Annotated in this window: 13 protein-coding genes; 6 read left to right on the forward strand and 7 right to left on the reverse strand. The window is 72.0% G+C overall.

Annotated features, from left to right (window positions below):
• The first annotated feature begins 47 nt into the window (after positions 1–47).
• Both ACFVU7_RS13080 and ACFVU7_RS13085 read left to right on the forward strand, forming a co-directional pair.
• On the forward strand, positions 48–1,007 hold the full coding sequence (locus ACFVU7_RS13080) for a pirin family protein (RefSeq protein ID WP_388045056.1): 960 nt from the start codon (positions 48–50) through the stop codon (positions 1,005–1,007).
• 175 nt (positions 1,008–1,182) lie between these two features.
• Complete coding sequence (locus ACFVU7_RS13085; protein WP_388045057.1) at positions 1,183–1,794, forward strand: hypothetical protein; 612 nt, start codon at positions 1,183–1,185, stop codon at positions 1,792–1,794.
• Positions 1,795–1,987: 193 nt separating this feature from the next.
• Here the strand turns inward: ACFVU7_RS13085 and ACFVU7_RS13090 are convergent, their stop codons facing one another.
• The gene (locus tag ACFVU7_RS13090; RefSeq protein WP_388045058.1) at positions 1,988–2,974 is read right to left on the reverse strand and encodes a glycoside hydrolase family 16 protein; all 987 of its coding nucleotides are present in this window, start codon (positions 2,972–2,974) and stop codon (positions 1,988–1,990) included.
• Positions 2,975–3,414: 440 nt separating this feature from the next.
• Between ACFVU7_RS13090 and ACFVU7_RS13095 the strand changes: the two genes are divergently transcribed.
• Positions 3,415–4,593: a glycosyltransferase family 2 protein gene (locus ACFVU7_RS13095; protein WP_079272107.1), complete on the forward strand. Its 1,179-nt coding sequence runs from the start codon at positions 3,415–3,417 to the stop codon at positions 4,591–4,593.
• A gap of 14 nt (positions 4,594–4,607) precedes the next feature.
• Positions 4,608–4,808, forward strand: coding sequence for a hypothetical protein (locus ACFVU7_RS13100; RefSeq protein ID WP_074002423.1), 201 nt, complete (start codon positions 4,608–4,610; stop codon positions 4,806–4,808).
• 87 nt (positions 4,809–4,895) lie between these two features.
• Here ACFVU7_RS13100 and ACFVU7_RS13105 read toward each other — a convergent pair whose 3' ends face one another.
• From ACFVU7_RS13105 to abc-f, 3 genes are all read right to left on the reverse strand, one after another.
• A complete protein-coding gene (locus ACFVU7_RS13105; RefSeq protein ID WP_049649287.1) occupies positions 4,896–5,459 on the reverse strand; it encodes an ABATE domain-containing protein in 564 nt (187 codons plus the stop codon).
• Positions 5,456–7,162, reverse strand: coding sequence for an ABC-F family ATP-binding cassette domain-containing protein (locus ACFVU7_RS13110; RefSeq protein ID WP_388045232.1), 1,707 nt, complete (start codon positions 7,160–7,162; stop codon positions 5,456–5,458). Before ACFVU7_RS13110 ends, ACFVU7_RS13105 begins: the two co-directional genes overlap by 4 nt.
• A gap of 85 nt (positions 7,163–7,247) precedes the next feature.
• Positions 7,248–8,882: a ribosomal protection-like ABC-F family protein gene (abc-f, locus tag ACFVU7_RS13115; RefSeq protein WP_049649298.1), complete on the reverse strand. Its 1,635-nt coding sequence runs from the start codon at positions 8,880–8,882 to the stop codon at positions 7,248–7,250.
• Between the two features lie 656 nt (positions 8,883–9,538).
• Between abc-f and ACFVU7_RS13120 the strand changes: the two genes are divergently transcribed.
• A complete protein-coding gene (locus ACFVU7_RS13120) occupies positions 9,539–11,155 on the forward strand; it encodes a tannase/feruloyl esterase family alpha/beta hydrolase (protein WP_388045059.1) in 1,617 nt (538 codons plus the stop codon).
• Between the two features lie 183 nt (positions 11,156–11,338).
• Here the strand turns inward: ACFVU7_RS13120 and ACFVU7_RS13125 are convergent, their stop codons facing one another.
• Both ACFVU7_RS13125 and ACFVU7_RS13130 read right to left on the reverse strand, forming a co-directional pair.
• Positions 11,339–11,767 carry a hypothetical protein gene (locus ACFVU7_RS13125; RefSeq protein ID WP_049649284.1) on the reverse strand — a complete coding sequence of 143 codons (429 nt, stop codon included), beginning with the start codon at positions 11,765–11,767 and terminating at the stop codon, positions 11,339–11,341.
• Positions 11,768–11,909: 142 nt separating this feature from the next.
• A complete protein-coding gene (locus tag ACFVU7_RS13130; protein ID WP_388045060.1) occupies positions 11,910–12,266 on the reverse strand; it encodes a hypothetical protein in 357 nt (118 codons plus the stop codon).
• Positions 12,267–12,517: 251 nt separating this feature from the next.
• On the opposite strand from ACFVU7_RS13130, the gene ACFVU7_RS13135 reads away from it, so the two are divergent.
• Positions 12,518–12,712, forward strand: coding sequence for a hypothetical protein (locus ACFVU7_RS13135; protein WP_388045061.1), 195 nt, complete (start codon positions 12,518–12,520; stop codon positions 12,710–12,712).
• A gap of 117 nt (positions 12,713–12,829) precedes the next feature.
• On the opposite strand, the gene ACFVU7_RS13140 is transcribed toward ACFVU7_RS13135, so the two are convergent.
• Positions 12,830–13,771, reverse strand: a complete 942-nt coding sequence (locus ACFVU7_RS13140) for an ATP-binding cassette domain-containing protein (RefSeq protein ID WP_388045062.1) — start codon at positions 13,769–13,771, stop codon at positions 12,830–12,832.
• Between the last annotated feature and the right edge of the window lie 65 nt (positions 13,772–13,836).

Below are 13,836 nucleotides of genomic sequence, written 5' to 3' on the forward strand. Positions count from 1 at the left end.
AGCCGAGGACCCCGCCCGGCCCCTCTCCGTACGGTGGTGGAACCGCGATGAGCAACCTCGACCTCAAGCCGGCCCCGACCAGCTGCGGCCGCGAGGCCGGCACCGGCCCGGCGAAGGACCTGCTGACGGCCCGTCAGTTCCCGCTCGGTGCGGGCACGGTGGTCCGCCGCCTGCTGCCCAACCTCGGCCGCCGGATGGTCGGAGCCTGGTGCTTCGTGGACCACTACGGCCCCGACGACATCGCCGACGAGCCCGGCATGCGGGTCCCGCCGCACCCGCACATGGGCCTCCAGACGGTCAGCTGGCTCCACCAGGGCGAGGTGCTGCACCGCGACAGCCTGGGCAGCCTCCAGACCGTCCGGCCGTACGAGCTGGGCCTGATGACCTCCGGCCGGGCGATCTCCCACTCCGAGGAGTCCCCCCGCCCGCACGCCCGCCACCTGCACGGCGCCCAGCTCTGGGTCGCCCTCCCGGAGGCCGGCCGCCACCTCGCCCCCGCCTTCGAGCACCACCCCGACCTGCCCGTGGTCACCGCCCCGGGCCTGCGCGCCACCGTCATCCTCGGCACCCTCGACACCGCCACCTCGCCCGGCACCACCCACACGCCGCTGGTCGGCGCCGACCTCGCCCTCACCGGCGGCGCGGACCTCCGCCTCCCGCTCGTCCCCGACTTCGAGTACGCCGTCCTCGCCATGTCCGGCCGCGTCGACGTCGACGACGTCCCGGTCGAGCCCGGCTCCATGCTCTACCTCGGCTGCGGCCGCCCCGACCTCCCCCTCCGCGCCGCCGCCGACGCCGCCGTCCTCCTCCTCGGCGGCGAGCCCTTCGACGAGAAGATCGTCATGTGGTGGAACTTCATCGGCCGCACCACCGACGACATCGCCCAGGCCCGCGCCGACTGGATGGCCGGCACCCGCTTCGGCGAGGTCCACGGCTACGCCGGCGCCCGCCTCCCCGCCCCGGAACTCCCCACCGTCCCCCTCAAGGCCCGGGGGCGCGAGCGCTGACCCGGCGGTCCACGTGGTCGGCGAGGGCGCCGTTCGCGGCCGGAACCGACGGGGACGGCGTCGGCTGGGGGCGGGCAGCCTGATTTCCGTCGGCTGACTACTACAATGCGGAATCCAAGAACGCGGATATCAGGATCAGGGTGGGGGACGAATGGCGGCAACGGAAGACTCGGTCATGGTCGATCGCGACGCCTACCTCGATGTCCGCTCCCGCAGCGCGTCCGTCTTCGACCTCGACGCCAGACTGCCCGGCCAGGTTTTCCGGAAGAACGCGGGGGATTCGCTGTTCTGCGAGTTCGACGCGGTCCTCACCCGGGAGTTCTGGCCGGCGCTCTGCGCGATGGCCCGGTGGCACGGCGACGACCGCGTCGACCTGCTGGTTCTCAAGCCCGGTGCCGACGAGTTCTACCTTCCGGAGTGTGGGACGTACCCGGCGGTGTCGCTGTCCGTCGACGCGGGCATGGACGACTACTGGGAGAGGATCGGCTTCACGTCGGACGATGATTTCGCGGAGTCGATCGCGGTTTCCGCCAATGTCATCGCGGTGACCGGCCCTTCCGGACGGTGGGGGTGCTGGGGCGAGAGGGATCCCGAGGTCGCGGTTTTCCGGGGTTTTCCGGATGCGGCCACGCGGAACGAATGGCGCGAGCGGTTCGGACCCTTCCTCGAGGTGTCGGGCGCACTGGAGTCGTATGTCTCGATGGCCTTTTGGCTCCATGGCATCCCGGACGCCTTCGCGGCGGCCCTGACCGCCAACTACGGAGGTCTGAACGGCGGAATGCCGTAATACGAGGGGGATTCACCGGCGTCGTTGACGCTTCCGTGGCGTTCCGGGTCAAGGCTCCTGTCGACCCGCGGGGCACATGTAGGGGACGAGGCCGCCCATGCGGGCGGCCTCGTCCCCTGCTGTCCTTCGTCAGGTCGGCCGCGTGGCGTGCCCGGCCTTTGTCTCTTGTCGGCCGGGGATTTCGGACAGGGGATCAGTTCTTGGGGAGGGTGTTCACGAACGTGGTGTTGGCGGCGTAGAAGCCGCCGACGGCCTTCTCGACCTCGGCGAGGGGGACCTTCTTGTCGGCCTGGTAGTAGAGCCAGTTGACGTTCATGTCCCAGGTCCGGGTGCCGGACGGCGTCGTGGGGAGGTCGATCAACCAGGAGCTGAACCGGATGCTCAGGGGCTCGCGCGGGTAGGACTTGCTGCCGCTGCTGTAGAGGGTCTTGCCGTCGACGGAGTAGGTGACCTTCCCGGCGTCGGCGGTGAGCATCAGGGTGTGCCAGCCGGCGACGCTCTTGTTCGTGGCGAGGGTGTCCCGGTCGTTCTGGGCGGCGCTGCGCCAGCTCGTGGTGTCGAGCCGGGGGCCGGGGGCGCCCCAGCCGCCGTTGGGCATGTACTCGAAGTCCAACTCGCTGTACTTCTTCGAGTTGTGGTCGGGCGAGATCGCATAGACGGTCTGGATGATGTGGTCGCCGTCGCGGCCGTCGGTGGGCTTGTCGCTGAAGAAGACCCGGGCGGCGATGGTGCCGTTGAGGGACTCGCCCGCGGTGCGTCCGACCTCGACCTGCTTGGTGCCCTTGGGGGTGCCGTCGGTGGTGACGCGCAGCCGCATGGCCTGGCCGCTCTGGGCGTCGGCCACGGTGGGGAAGGAGAGGCCTTCCTTGGACCAGGTGTCGCGGATGCCGGGGCCGCCGCCGTCGGTGCGGACGGTCCAGCCGTGTGAGGCCAGGGCCGGGTCCTCGGCACCGGTGTAGTGGAAGGCGTCGAACAAGACGCCGGGTGGGCCGGGCGGGGCGGTGGGCGTGGGGACGGGAGTCGCGGCAGAGGCCTGCTGCTTCTCCGCTCCGTGGGCGGCCGCCGGTCCGGACGGCTTGCCGTCGGACGCGCAGGCGCCCGCGCCGACGGCGAGCATGACCAGAGGGAGGGCGGTCCCGAGTGCGGCCCGCGTGCGGGTGTGCGGGGTGGGGCGGGTCACGACTGCTCCTCCGAGGGGGATGCACAGGGGGATGCGGAAGGCGTCAGTACGTACACGCCTCGCATCGGATCGATCAATTCGGGCTCATCTTATCCATGCCTTTGACTCCTCTTTTAAGGTGCTTGAACGAGGTTGGATCGGCATTAACTCCTCCCAGAGGCAGGTGGGGGAAGGAATGGACATGTGGTGTCGGCCACGTTCGCGGACGTTAACGCCGGGGGTGATCTGTCCGATTTGGCGTCCTTTAGCTGAGCGTCTGAGCAGCCGGTATCACGGTGGGGGAGCGTGTGGTCGCGCTGCGTTTCCCCCACTGGAGTGTGTCGCGCCGGGCCGTTGAACCATCTACATTTTGGGGCGATATCCTCTCCCGGACCATCACAGGATGCACACAGAGTGAACGGCGTTGACTACCGCGCCGTCAAAACGGGGGAGTTCGTACCGTGTCAGGTACCGCCGCGCCCAGCGCGCCCATCGAGGAGGCTCGGTCCTCGCGCAGCCGGCACCGTCGGGGTCGGGTCGCCCCCGCGGCCGGCACCGCCCTCTACGACACGGTGATCCTCGTTCCCGCCCGGAACGAGGAGGTCGGCGTCCTGACGTCGCTGGACTCCCTGGCCAAGCAGAGCCGGCGCCCCGACCTCATCATCGTGGTCGTCAACAACTCCACCGACCGCACACGGGAGTTCGCCCAGCGGTTCGCGGACGACGAGCGCACCCCGCCGACGGTCGTGCTCAATCTGGACAACAACCCGCACAAGAAGGCGGGCGCCCTCAACCATGGACTGGAGTGGCTGCGGGAGGCGGTCGGCGGGCGCCTGACCGGCGCGGTGCGCCACGTCCTGGTGATGGACGCCGACACCGAACTGCACCACCGGTTCATCGAGCGGGCCCGCAACGTCATCTCCTCCGACCCCGAGCTCGGCGGCGTCAGCGCCTCCTGCCTCGGCCGCACCGGCCTGTGGCGCAACCCCTGGCAGCGCTACCTGCTCGGCATGCAGATCATCGAGTACGGCCGGGCGGCCAGTGCCCGCTACCGCGCCGACGTGCACACCATGTCCGGGGCCGGCAGCTTCTACCGGGCCGAGGCGTTGCAGACCCTCATCGACTGGCGCGGCGAGGTCTTCTGGGAGGACCACCGCAACCTCGTCGAGGACTACGAGACCACGCTGGCGCTCAAGGAGTCCGGCTGGAAGGTCACCGCCAACGAGCTGTGCATCGCCTACACCGACCTGATGCCCACCCTGCGCGAGCTCATCCAGCAGCGCGAACGCTGGTCCCGGGGCACGGTCGACACCCTGCGCGCCCGCGGCTGGACGAAGTTCACCTGGCACTCGATCAGCACCCTGATCATGGGGCTCATCGCCTCCGCCTACATCCTCGGCTGGGGCACCAAGCAGGTGGCCGCGATGGCGCGGTTCGGCGTCAGCCACGCGCCGCTGTTCTGGGCGATGATCGGCTTCTGGGTCCTCTACCCGGCGCTCCGGGTTCGCAAGCTCGGCCCCAAGGCCATGATCGTCGAGGCCCTGCTGATCCCGGAACTCGTCTTCACGGTGGTCCGCACCTACTGGCTCGTCTCCTCCGTCATCAAGTCGTACATGACACGCGTCTCCGCGTGGAAGTAGCCCGAAAGAACACCATGAACGTTTTCAAAGGCCTGGGCGTCTGCATCCTCCTGGCGGCCGTCACCGTCGCCATGACCCAGGTGCCCAACGCCGACCTCGTCCTGTTGGTCGTCAGCGTCACCATCATCAGCATCTCCATCGTCACCTTCGGGGCGTCCGTCCGCCGCAGCCGCCGGGACCGCCGCCTCGCCGGCGGCGGCCGCCGCCGGGCCTGAGGGGACCTGACCGGTCGGACAGCCCCGCCGAGCGCGTTCGACGCCGAGCGGCCACGGCCCGCGCTGCGGGGCCGTGGCCGGAGGGGGTTATCGGGCGGTCGTGGCGGACGGGGTCTTCTTCCGGGCGCGGTAGGCGGCGGCCTTGATCTTGTTGCCGCAGGAGTCCATGCCGCACCACTGGCGGCGCATGCCCCGGGAGCGGTCGATGTAGACCCGGGTGCACTCCGGGTTGCCGCACTCCTTCAGCAGGGGGACGTCCGGGCCGCTGAGGAGTTCGACCGCCTGGCGCGCGACGGTTGCCAGCGCCTGCTCGGGGGTCGCCTCGTTGTGCCGTCCGGTCAGGGTGAGCTGCGGTGTCACGGGCGGTTTGCGCGCGGCGCCGTTGAGTACGGCGAGCGCCTCGCGGTCGAAGGCCTCGCCGAGTCGGCGGTTGGTGATCAGCCGGTAGACGGCCTCGCGGACGGTGGTCGCCTCGCGGACGTCCTGCTCGTCACCGGGCGTGATCGTGTCCACCAGACCGCAGTCCAGGTACCAGGCGTTCAGGCGCTCCGGCGTCACGAACATCTCGAACCGGACCGTGCGCCGTGCACGGAGCGTAGCGGCGAAGTCCAGGGCGGGGTGCCCGCAGACGAAGACATGGTCAAGGTTCACATCACCATGCTGGCAGGTGACTGTGTCGGGGGGCAATGACGGGTGGCGCCCGCCGGGTCGAGCCGCAGTTCGCGGCCCTGCCAGCGTCGGCGCAGCCAGCGGTCGTGGCTCGCGAGGACGATCGCGCCGGGACCGGTGCCGAAGGCCTCCTCCAGTTCGTCGCAGAGGCGCGGGGAGAGGTGGTTGGTGGGTTCGTCGAGCAGCAGCAGCGGGGGCGGTTCGGCCACCAGGAGCGCCAGTGCGAGCCGTCGGCGCTGCCCGACGGACAGCCGGCCGACGGGCTTGTCCAGGTCCGCCGCGTGCAGCAGGCCGAGCGATCCCAGCGGCACCCGCTCGGCGCGCGCCGCGCCCAGCGCCTGCCCGTAGGTGTCGCGGACGGTGCGGTCGGGCCGGTCGAACTCGGTGTCCTGGGTGAGCAGTCCGACCGTCAGTCCGGGGTGCCGGTGCACCGTGCCCTCGGCCGTGAGGTGGCCGGCGAGTACGGCGAGCAGCGTCGACTTGCCCGTCCCGTTGCCGCCCGTGACCAGCAGCCGGTCGTCCGGGGCGACGTCCAGGCTTTCGAGCGCGAGCCGGCCGGGCACCCGGAGGTCCCGGAGCGACACCAGGGGCCGGAGGCCCTCGCCGGGGTCGGACGGCGCGTGGGTGTCCGCCGCCAGGGATTCGACGGCGAACCGCAGCGGGCGTGGCGGTTCGGGGACCTGCGCGCGCTCCAGCTCCTCCAGTCGGCGGGCGGCGTTGCGCACCCGTCGGGAGACCTGGTTCTGCACCCGGCCCGCCCGGTGGCCGTAGCCCATCTTCTCGTTGTCGCGCGGCCCCCGGTCCGGTGCGACCAGGTGCGCGGTCACGCCGGCCGCGTGGCGCAGCTGCGCCAACTCCTGCTGCTCCTCGGCGAATCGCCGCTCCCAGCGGTCCCGCTCGGCGCGCCGCTCGCCCAGGTAGGCGCTGTAGTTGCCGCCGTAGCGGACCGGTCCGTCCACCGCCGGGTCGAGGTCGATCAGGTGGGTGCAGACGGCGTCGAGGAACGCCCGGTCGTGGGCGGCGACGACCACGGTGCCGGGCAGTGCGCGGACCTGCTCCTCCAGGAAGGCGGCAGCGCCGTCGTCGAGGTGGTTGGTCGGCTCGTCCAGCAGCAGCGCGGACGGCCGTCGGACCAGCAGCGCCGCGAGGGCCAGCCGGCCGCGCTGCCCGCCGGACAGCGAGCCGAGCGTGCGGTCGTGCCCGAGCGGGCCGAGGGCCGGTGCGCCGAGGCCCAGCCCGTCGAGGACCAGGGCGGCACGGCGGTCGGCGTCCCAGGACTCCCGGTACCGGGCCTGTTCCAGCCGCCTGCCGTAGGCGTCCAGGAGTTCCGCGTGCCCGGGGTCGGACTCCGGGAGCCGGGCGATCTCCGCGCCGAGCCGGTCCAGTTCCACCAGGTCCTCGCGGGTCTCGCGCAGCGCGTCGTCCAGGACGGCGGCGACGGTCGCGGCGGGGTCGAAGGGCATCTCCTGGTGCAGGAAGCCGAGGTCATCGGGGCGGGAGACGCTTCCCGCGTCGGGTTCGTCCACGCCGGCGAGCACCCGCAGCAGGGTGGACTTGCCGGCGCCGTTCTCCCCGATCAGGCCGATCCGGTGGCCGGGGGCGGCGGTCAGGCCGACGCCGTCGAGGACGCGACGACCGCCGAGGACGCGGACGAGGTCATGGGCGAGCAGGGCGTTCTGGGACAGGGGGAACACGGGAAACCTTCCGACGTGAGGGGGTGGGCCCGCCCGGGCACCGAGCCTCGGGCGGGCCGCGTCACACGGCGGCGGTTCACACCGCGGGCGCCCCCGTCTCCCGCAGCGTGCCGTCGGCCAGCCGGAGCCAGCGGTTCACCCCGATCTCGGCGAGGAAGCGCTCGTCGTGACTGACCACCAGGAAGGCGCCCTGGTACGAGTTCAGCGCGCTCTCCAACTGCCCGGCGCTGACCAGGTCGAGGTTGTTGGTCGGCTCGTCGAGCAGCAGCAGCTGCGGGGCCGGCTCCGCGCACAGCACGCAGGCCAGGGTGGCGCGCAGCCGCTCGCCGCCGGAGAGCACCCCGACCGGCAGATGGGCGCGGGCGCCGCGGAACAGGAAGCGGGCGAGCAGGTTCATCCGCTCCGTCTCGGGCCGCTCCGGGGCGAACGCGGCGAAGTTCTCCGCCACGGTGCGGTCGAGGTCCAGCAGGTCCAGGCGCTGCGAGAGGTAGGCGATCCGCCCGTCGTTGCGCTTGATCTCCCCGCTGTCCGGGGTGAGTTCGCCGGTGACCAGGCGCAGCAGGGTGCTCTTGCCCGCGCCGTTGGGCCCGGTCAGCGCGATGCGCTCGGGGCCGCGGACGCTCAGGTCGACGCCGCCGTCGGCGAACACCGGGCGGCCGGCGTGGTGGACCTGCAGGCCCTCGCCGAGGAAGAGGTTGCGCCCGGCGGGCACCTGGGTGTCGGGCAGCTCCAGCGAGAGCCGCTGCTCCTCGCGCAGGGCGCGCCCGGCCTCGTCCAGCCGGGCCTTGGCCTCGCCGACCCGGGCCGCGTGCATCTGGCCGGCCCGGCCCGCGGACTCCTGGGCGCCGCGCTTCATGTTCCCGGCGAAGATGCGGGGCAGGCCGGCGCTCTTGAGGTTGCGGGCGGCGTTGCTCTGACGGCGCTCGGCGCGTTCGCGGGCCTGCTGCATCTCCCGCTTCTCCCGCTTCAGCTCCTGCTCGGCGTTGCGGACGTTCTTCTCGGCGACCTCCTGCTCGGCCCGGACGGCCTCCTCGTACGCGGTGAAGTCGCCCCCGTAGAAGCGCAGTTCGCCGTTGCCGAGCTCGGCGATGTGCTGCATCCGGTCGAGCAGAGCGCGGTCGTGGCTGACCAGCAGCAGGCAGCCGTTGAATTCCCCCAGCACGTCGTAGAGCTTGTGCCGGGCCTCCGCGTCGAGGTTGTTGGTCGGCTCGTCGAGCAGCAGCACGTCGGGGCGCTTGAGCAGCTGGGCGGCGAGGCCGAGGGAGACGATCTGGCCGCCGCTGAGCGTGCTCAGGCCGCGGTCCAGGGTGAGGTCGGTCAGGCCGAGGCGGTCGAGCTGGGCACGGGTGCGCTCCTCGATGTCCCAGTCGTCGCCGATGGTGGTGAAGTGCCGCTCGTCGACGTCCCCGGACTCCACGGCGTCGATGGCCCGGATGACCGCGGCGACGTCGAGCACCTCGGCGACGGTGAGGTCGGAGGTCAGGGGCAGGCTCTGGCGGAGGTAGCCGAGCCGCCCGGTGACCGACACCGAGCCGGTGGCGGGCTTGAGATCGCCGGCGATCAGCTTGAGCAGGGTGCTCTTGCCGGCGCCGTTGGGGGCGACCAGGCCCGTCCGGCCCGCGGGCACGGTGAAGGACAGGTCCTGGAAGACCGGGGTGTCGTCGGGCCAGGCGAAGGAGAGGTTCGAGCAGACGACGGCGGCGTTGGACACGTTGGACACGGGGATGACCTCGAAGGGATGAGGGCAGGAAGGTAGACCTCTGCCCTGGGCAGACGTGCGGAGAAGGGGTACGACGAAACGGACCACCTCGGCGGCGCTCCTGAAGCACCGGCCGGTGGCCGTCAGATCCGGATCTCACCCGGAGATGTCGTCGTCACCCGCCACGTCTGCCACTCCTCGATCACACGACTACAGGTCGATGCGACTGTAGCAGGCACCGCCGACAGCCGGCAGCGGATAAGTGCGCGCCCAGCGGGCGGCGGCCGGCAACTGCCCTCTGCCACGGCTCCTTTCGCTCCGGCTCCCGCACCGGCCGGTGCCGCCGGGGCCCCTTCGCCGTCTCGTTGACAGGCCGGGCGCGACCGTGCCAGCATCGTCACCGGCTGAACCGGTGACGGACATGAGAGCAGCCCGACCCGGCGCACACGGGAGAGCTGCCCCTGCGCACCGACTGCTTGAGCCAAATCTCGGCTGATCACCGCCACTTGCGGCGACTGTCCGAGGGGCATCGGCCCGCGGTCGTCAGCGATCGGACCGTCACCATCTGGACCGGACACGTCTTGTACGTCGACCAGCCCTGCCCGTACGCCCCGCACGCGCTCCTTGGCGGCCGGGCGCATGCCCACCTTTTTCCTGGACGGATACCCATGAAGAGATTCCTGATCGTGCTCGCGACCGGCGCGGCGCTGGCCGCGGTGCACCTGCCGGCGGCAGTGGCGGAGACCCCGTACGGCTCCCTGCCCGCGCCGGTCGACTGTTCGGCGCCGGCCGTGCGGGCCCCCGCCGGTACGGCGGTGGAGTCCGTGATGGCGGCCCGCCGGGACGGCGGGACCATCGACGGAACCGGGGTGGTGGGCGGCACGGTCACCGGTGTCCCCGCCTTCTGCGAGGTGACCGTCACCCTGACCCACCCGGGCGACAACGACCATGCGAGGGTGCGGACCTGGCTGCCCGTCAGCGGCTGGAACGGTCGCTTCCAGGCGCTCGGCGGAAGCGCCTTCGCCGCCGGGGACAACGGCGTCGGGATGGGCACCGCGGTCAAGAACGGCTACGCCGCGACCACCACCGACGGCGGGCTCGCCGATGCCGTGGACGCCGACTGGGCGCTGAACGCGAAGGGCGAGGTCGACACCGCGCTGCTGAACAACCTCGCGTCCCGCTCCCAGCACGAGGCGGCGATCGTCGGCAAGCAGGTGGTCGCCGCGCACTTCGGCAGTCCGGCCTCCTACTCCTACTTCAACGGGTGCTCCACCGGCGGGCGCCAGGGTTACCTGGAGGCCCAGCGCTACCCCGACGACTTCGACGGCATCCTCGCCAACGCGCCCGCCGTCAGCTGGGACGAGTTCGAAGTCGCCACCCTGTGGCCGCAGGTGGTCATGAACAACGAGAGGACCTACCCGTCCGCCTGCGCGTTCAAGGCCTTCACGGACGCCGCCGTCGCGGCCTGCGACCCGCTCGACGGCGCCGAGGACAAGCTGGTCAACGACGCGTCGCGGTGCGACTTCGACCCGCGCCGGCTGATCGGCACCACGGTGGTCTGCGACGGGAAGGAGCTGACCATCACGGCCGCCGACGCCGCCGTCGTCCGCAAGATCTGGGACGGTCCGCGCACCGCCTCGGGCCGCAGGCTCTGGTCCGGCGTCCCGGTCGGTGCCGACCTGGCGGGGCTGGCCGGCACCACCGCGCCCGACGCGAACGGCCAGGTGCGGGGCGCGCCGTTCCCGGTGCCCCGGCTCTGGGTCACGAACTGGCTGAAGAAGCAGCCCTCGTTCGACATCTCGACGATCACCTACGACCAGTTCACCCGGCTGTTCGAGCAGTCGCGGACCGAGTACGGCCGGATCATCGGCACCGACGACCCCGACCTGTCCGCCTTCCGCGACGCCGGCGGCAAACTCCTGACCTGGCACGGCCAGGCCGACCAGTTCATCCCCGCCCAGGGCACCGTCGACTACCGCCGGCAGGTCGAGCGGACGATGGGCGGCGGCAAGCGGGTCGACGACTTCTACCGGCTCTTCCTCGCCCCGGGCACGGCCCACTGCGGCCTCAACAAGGGCGGCGGCACGACCGACGACCTCGCCGCCCTGACGGCCTGGGTCGAGCAGGGCAAGGCGCCGCGGACGCTGCCCGCCACGCTGCTCGACGCCACCGGGCGGAGCGTCGACCGCGACCTGTGCCGCTACCCCGAGGTGTCCCGCTACCGGGGCCACGGCGACCCGGCCGCCGCCTCCAGCTTCCGTTGCGTCCTCCCTTCCCAGCACTGATCCCTGCTCGGCGCCGATCCTCTCCCAGTGCCGGTTCCCTCCGGTGCCGCCCCGGCCCGGCCCGCGCCCGACGGCGCGGGCCGGGCCTTCGTGCGTCGCGCGCGGGGCGGGCGGGGGACGGCGAAGGGGCCGACAGCGGGTGCTGTCGGCCCCTTTCGGGAGTGGATCAGTCCGTGCGGTGGATCACCGGACCCGCAGCGGCCCGGCGAAGGACTTGCGCAGGGCCGGCGGAGCGGCGACGGGGAGCAGCGCGGCGAGCATTCTGCCCTTGAGGGTGCTCGGCTGCCGCGTCAGCTGGACGTCGACCCGGGTTCCGTCGCCCTCGGGGGTCATCCGGAAGACCCAGCCGCCGCCCGGGCCGAAGAGCTTGGAGTCGAGGGTGGTGACGGTGACGGTGCGGCCGCCCGGTTCCCACTCGTAGCGGGCGCGCTCCCAGGCGGCGGCGGTTCCCTCGGTGACCTCGGCCCAGGTGTCGCCGAGCGCGTGGACCTCGAAGTGTTCGGCGTCGATCGTCGGCCAGGCCTCGGCGCGGGAGGGGCCGAAGTCGGTCAGCACCGCCAGGACGTCCTCCGTGCCGAGCGTGGAGACGAGATGGAAGCGTACGACTGCCATGGTGGGTGTCCTCATCGGTAAGTAACTGCTCCAGCCGGTGACGACAGGTTTCCATGCGCCTGCGTCACCTGTCAAAGGGGTGACGAAATGAGGACATGCGTGGGCGCGGCGCCCGAGGGGGAGGGCGCCGCGCCGGGAGGTGTTACGCCTGGAGGACCCGGTAGCTCAGGGCGGTCCGCGGGAGGTTGGCCTGGGCCAGCGTTCCGCTGAGCCACCCGGGGCCGTTGCAGTCGGCCTCGGCGTACAGCGCCAGCGTGGCGCCCCCGTTGGCGATCTGCACCGAGCGGGCGCCGGGCCACAGGGTGTGGCAGGTGCCGAGGTCGGTGAGGTCGACGGTGGTGGCGAACCCCTGCCCGTAGGTGGAGGAGTAGAGGCGCGCGCCCGGCTGCAGGGGCGGCCAGCCCGTGGCGCCGGCCGTCCCGGCGCCGAGGCCGACCAGGGTCGCGGCCAGGGCTGCGGCGACGGCTGCGCCGCGGAGTTTCGTCTCGGGTGTGAACATGCGATCCGCCTTCTCGGGTGGGAGGGAACTGCCGGATCGGCCGGTGGTTCGTCGGGCGGTTCCGGCTCGAGGGAAGATCATTGCATCTTCAACAAAGCGCCGCGAGGGCAGAATCGGCCAAGCGCGCGCAGGCGGGAGCGATGGGCGCGTTCTCGTCACCGCCTTGACAGGTGACGATGTGGAATGCACCCTGAAAGCCGCCTCCGGCGCCGCGAGGGCGCCGCTCGCGATCGCCGACGAGGAGAGTGGCCATGGCCGAGCGGCCCGCAGTCGATCCCGCCGCCAAAGCGCGGCATGCACGCTACGGAACCCTTCCCGAGCGCATCCGCTTCGAGGACATGACCGAGGAGGCGGCAACCGGCCCGGGCGGCGCGGCGAACACGGCCCACGACCCCGAGCGCTCCTGGACCTTCTACAACTGCCTGGCCGTCGACCTGGCCCCGTAGCTCCGCAGCCCCGACATCCCGCAGGCGGACGTGTGGACCGACCACACCCACCGTGGCGGTGATCAGCGAGATCCACCGGGGGGTGCCCGAGGCGGAGTAGTGCCCGAGGCGGGGTGGTCAGGGGGCGGGGTGGCCGGTGAGGTGGGCGAAGACGTCGTCGAGGGTGGGGCGGCGCATGGTGAAGTCGGCGACGGGGATGTCGGCGCGGCGCAGGACGGCGGCGACGGTGGCGATGTCGTTGAGGCCGTCGTCGAGGGGGATGGAGAGCCGGCCCTTCTGGGTGTCGACGGTGGGTTCGGCGGTGAGGGCGGGGCGGAGGGCGGCGAGGGCCGGGGCGACGTCGGCGGGGGAGGCGACGGTCAGCTCCAGCCATTCGCTGCCGACCTTGCGCTTCAGTTCGTCGGGGGTGCCGTCGGCGATGACGCGGCCGGAGTCGACGACCACGATCTGGTCGGCCAGGTAGTCGGCCTCCTCCAGGTACTGGGTGGTGAGGAGCACCGTGGTGCCGCCGTCGACGAGTTCGCGGACCTGACCCCAGAGTTCCATCCGGCTCACCGGGTCGAGGCCGGTGGTGGGTTCGTCGAGGAAGAGCACCGGGGGCGCGGTGATCAGGCAGCTGGCGAGGTCGAGGCGGCGGCGCATGCCGCCGGAGTAGGCGCGGGCGGGGCGGTGGGCGGCGTCCGCGAGGCGGAAGCGTTCCAGGAGTTCGTCGGCCCGGCGGCGGGCCTCGCGGCGGCCGAGGTGGAGCAGGGTGCCGAGCAGGACGAGGTTCTCGCGGCCGGTCAGGACCTCGTCCACGGCGGTGTACTGGCCGGCCAGTCCGATCCGGCGCCGGACCTCGTGCGGTTGGCGGACGACGTCGTAGCCGGCCACTTCGGCGTGGCCGCCGTCCGGGGTGGTGAGGGTGGTGAGGATCTGCACGGTGGTCGTCTTGCCGGCGCCGTTCGGTCCGAGCAGGCCGAGGACGGTGCCGGTCCGGACGCCGAGGTGGATGTCGGCGATCGCCACGACGTCCCGGTGGCGCTTGTGCAGGCCCTCGGCGCGGATGGCCATGTCCATGTGGGGCTCCCGGTCGGTGGCGAGGAGGGGCGAGGCAAGAGGGGCAAGGGAGGAGGGGCAAGGGG

Source organism: Kitasatospora sp. NPDC058046, assembly GCF_042885595.1.
Taxonomy (GTDB): domain Bacteria; phylum Actinomycetota; class Actinomycetes; order Streptomycetales; family Streptomycetaceae; genus Kitasatospora.

Excerpts from the sequence above, each read along its gene's own strand:
- ACFVU7_RS13080 (WP_388045056.1), top strand. The coding sequence starts at position 48 with ATGAGCAACCTCGACCTCAAGCCGGCCCCGACCAGCTGCGGCCGCGAG.
- ACFVU7_RS13085 (WP_388045057.1), top strand. The coding sequence starts at position 1,183 with ATGGTCGATCGCGACGCCTACCTCGATGTCCGCTCCCGCAGCGCGTCC.
- ACFVU7_RS13100 (WP_074002423.1), top strand. The coding sequence starts at position 4,608 with ATGAACGTTTTCAAAGGCCTGGGCGTCTGCATCCTCCTGGCGGCCGTC.
- ACFVU7_RS13120 (WP_388045059.1), top strand. The coding sequence starts at position 9,539 with ATGAAGAGATTCCTGATCGTGCTCGCGACCGGCGCGGCGCTGGCCGCG.
- ACFVU7_RS13125 (WP_049649284.1), bottom strand. The coding sequence starts at position 11,767 with ATGGCAGTCGTACGCTTCCATCTCGTCTCCACGCTCGGCACGGAGGAC.
- ACFVU7_RS13130 (WP_388045060.1), bottom strand. The coding sequence starts at position 12,266 with ATGTTCACACCCGAGACGAAACTCCGCGGCGCAGCCGTCGCCGCAGCC.
- ACFVU7_RS13135 (WP_388045061.1), top strand. The coding sequence starts at position 12,518 with ATGGCCGAGCGGCCCGCAGTCGATCCCGCCGCCAAAGCGCGGCATGCA.
- ACFVU7_RS13140 (WP_388045062.1), bottom strand. The coding sequence starts at position 13,771 with ATGGACATGGCCATCCGCGCCGAGGGCCTGCACAAGCGCCACCGGGAC.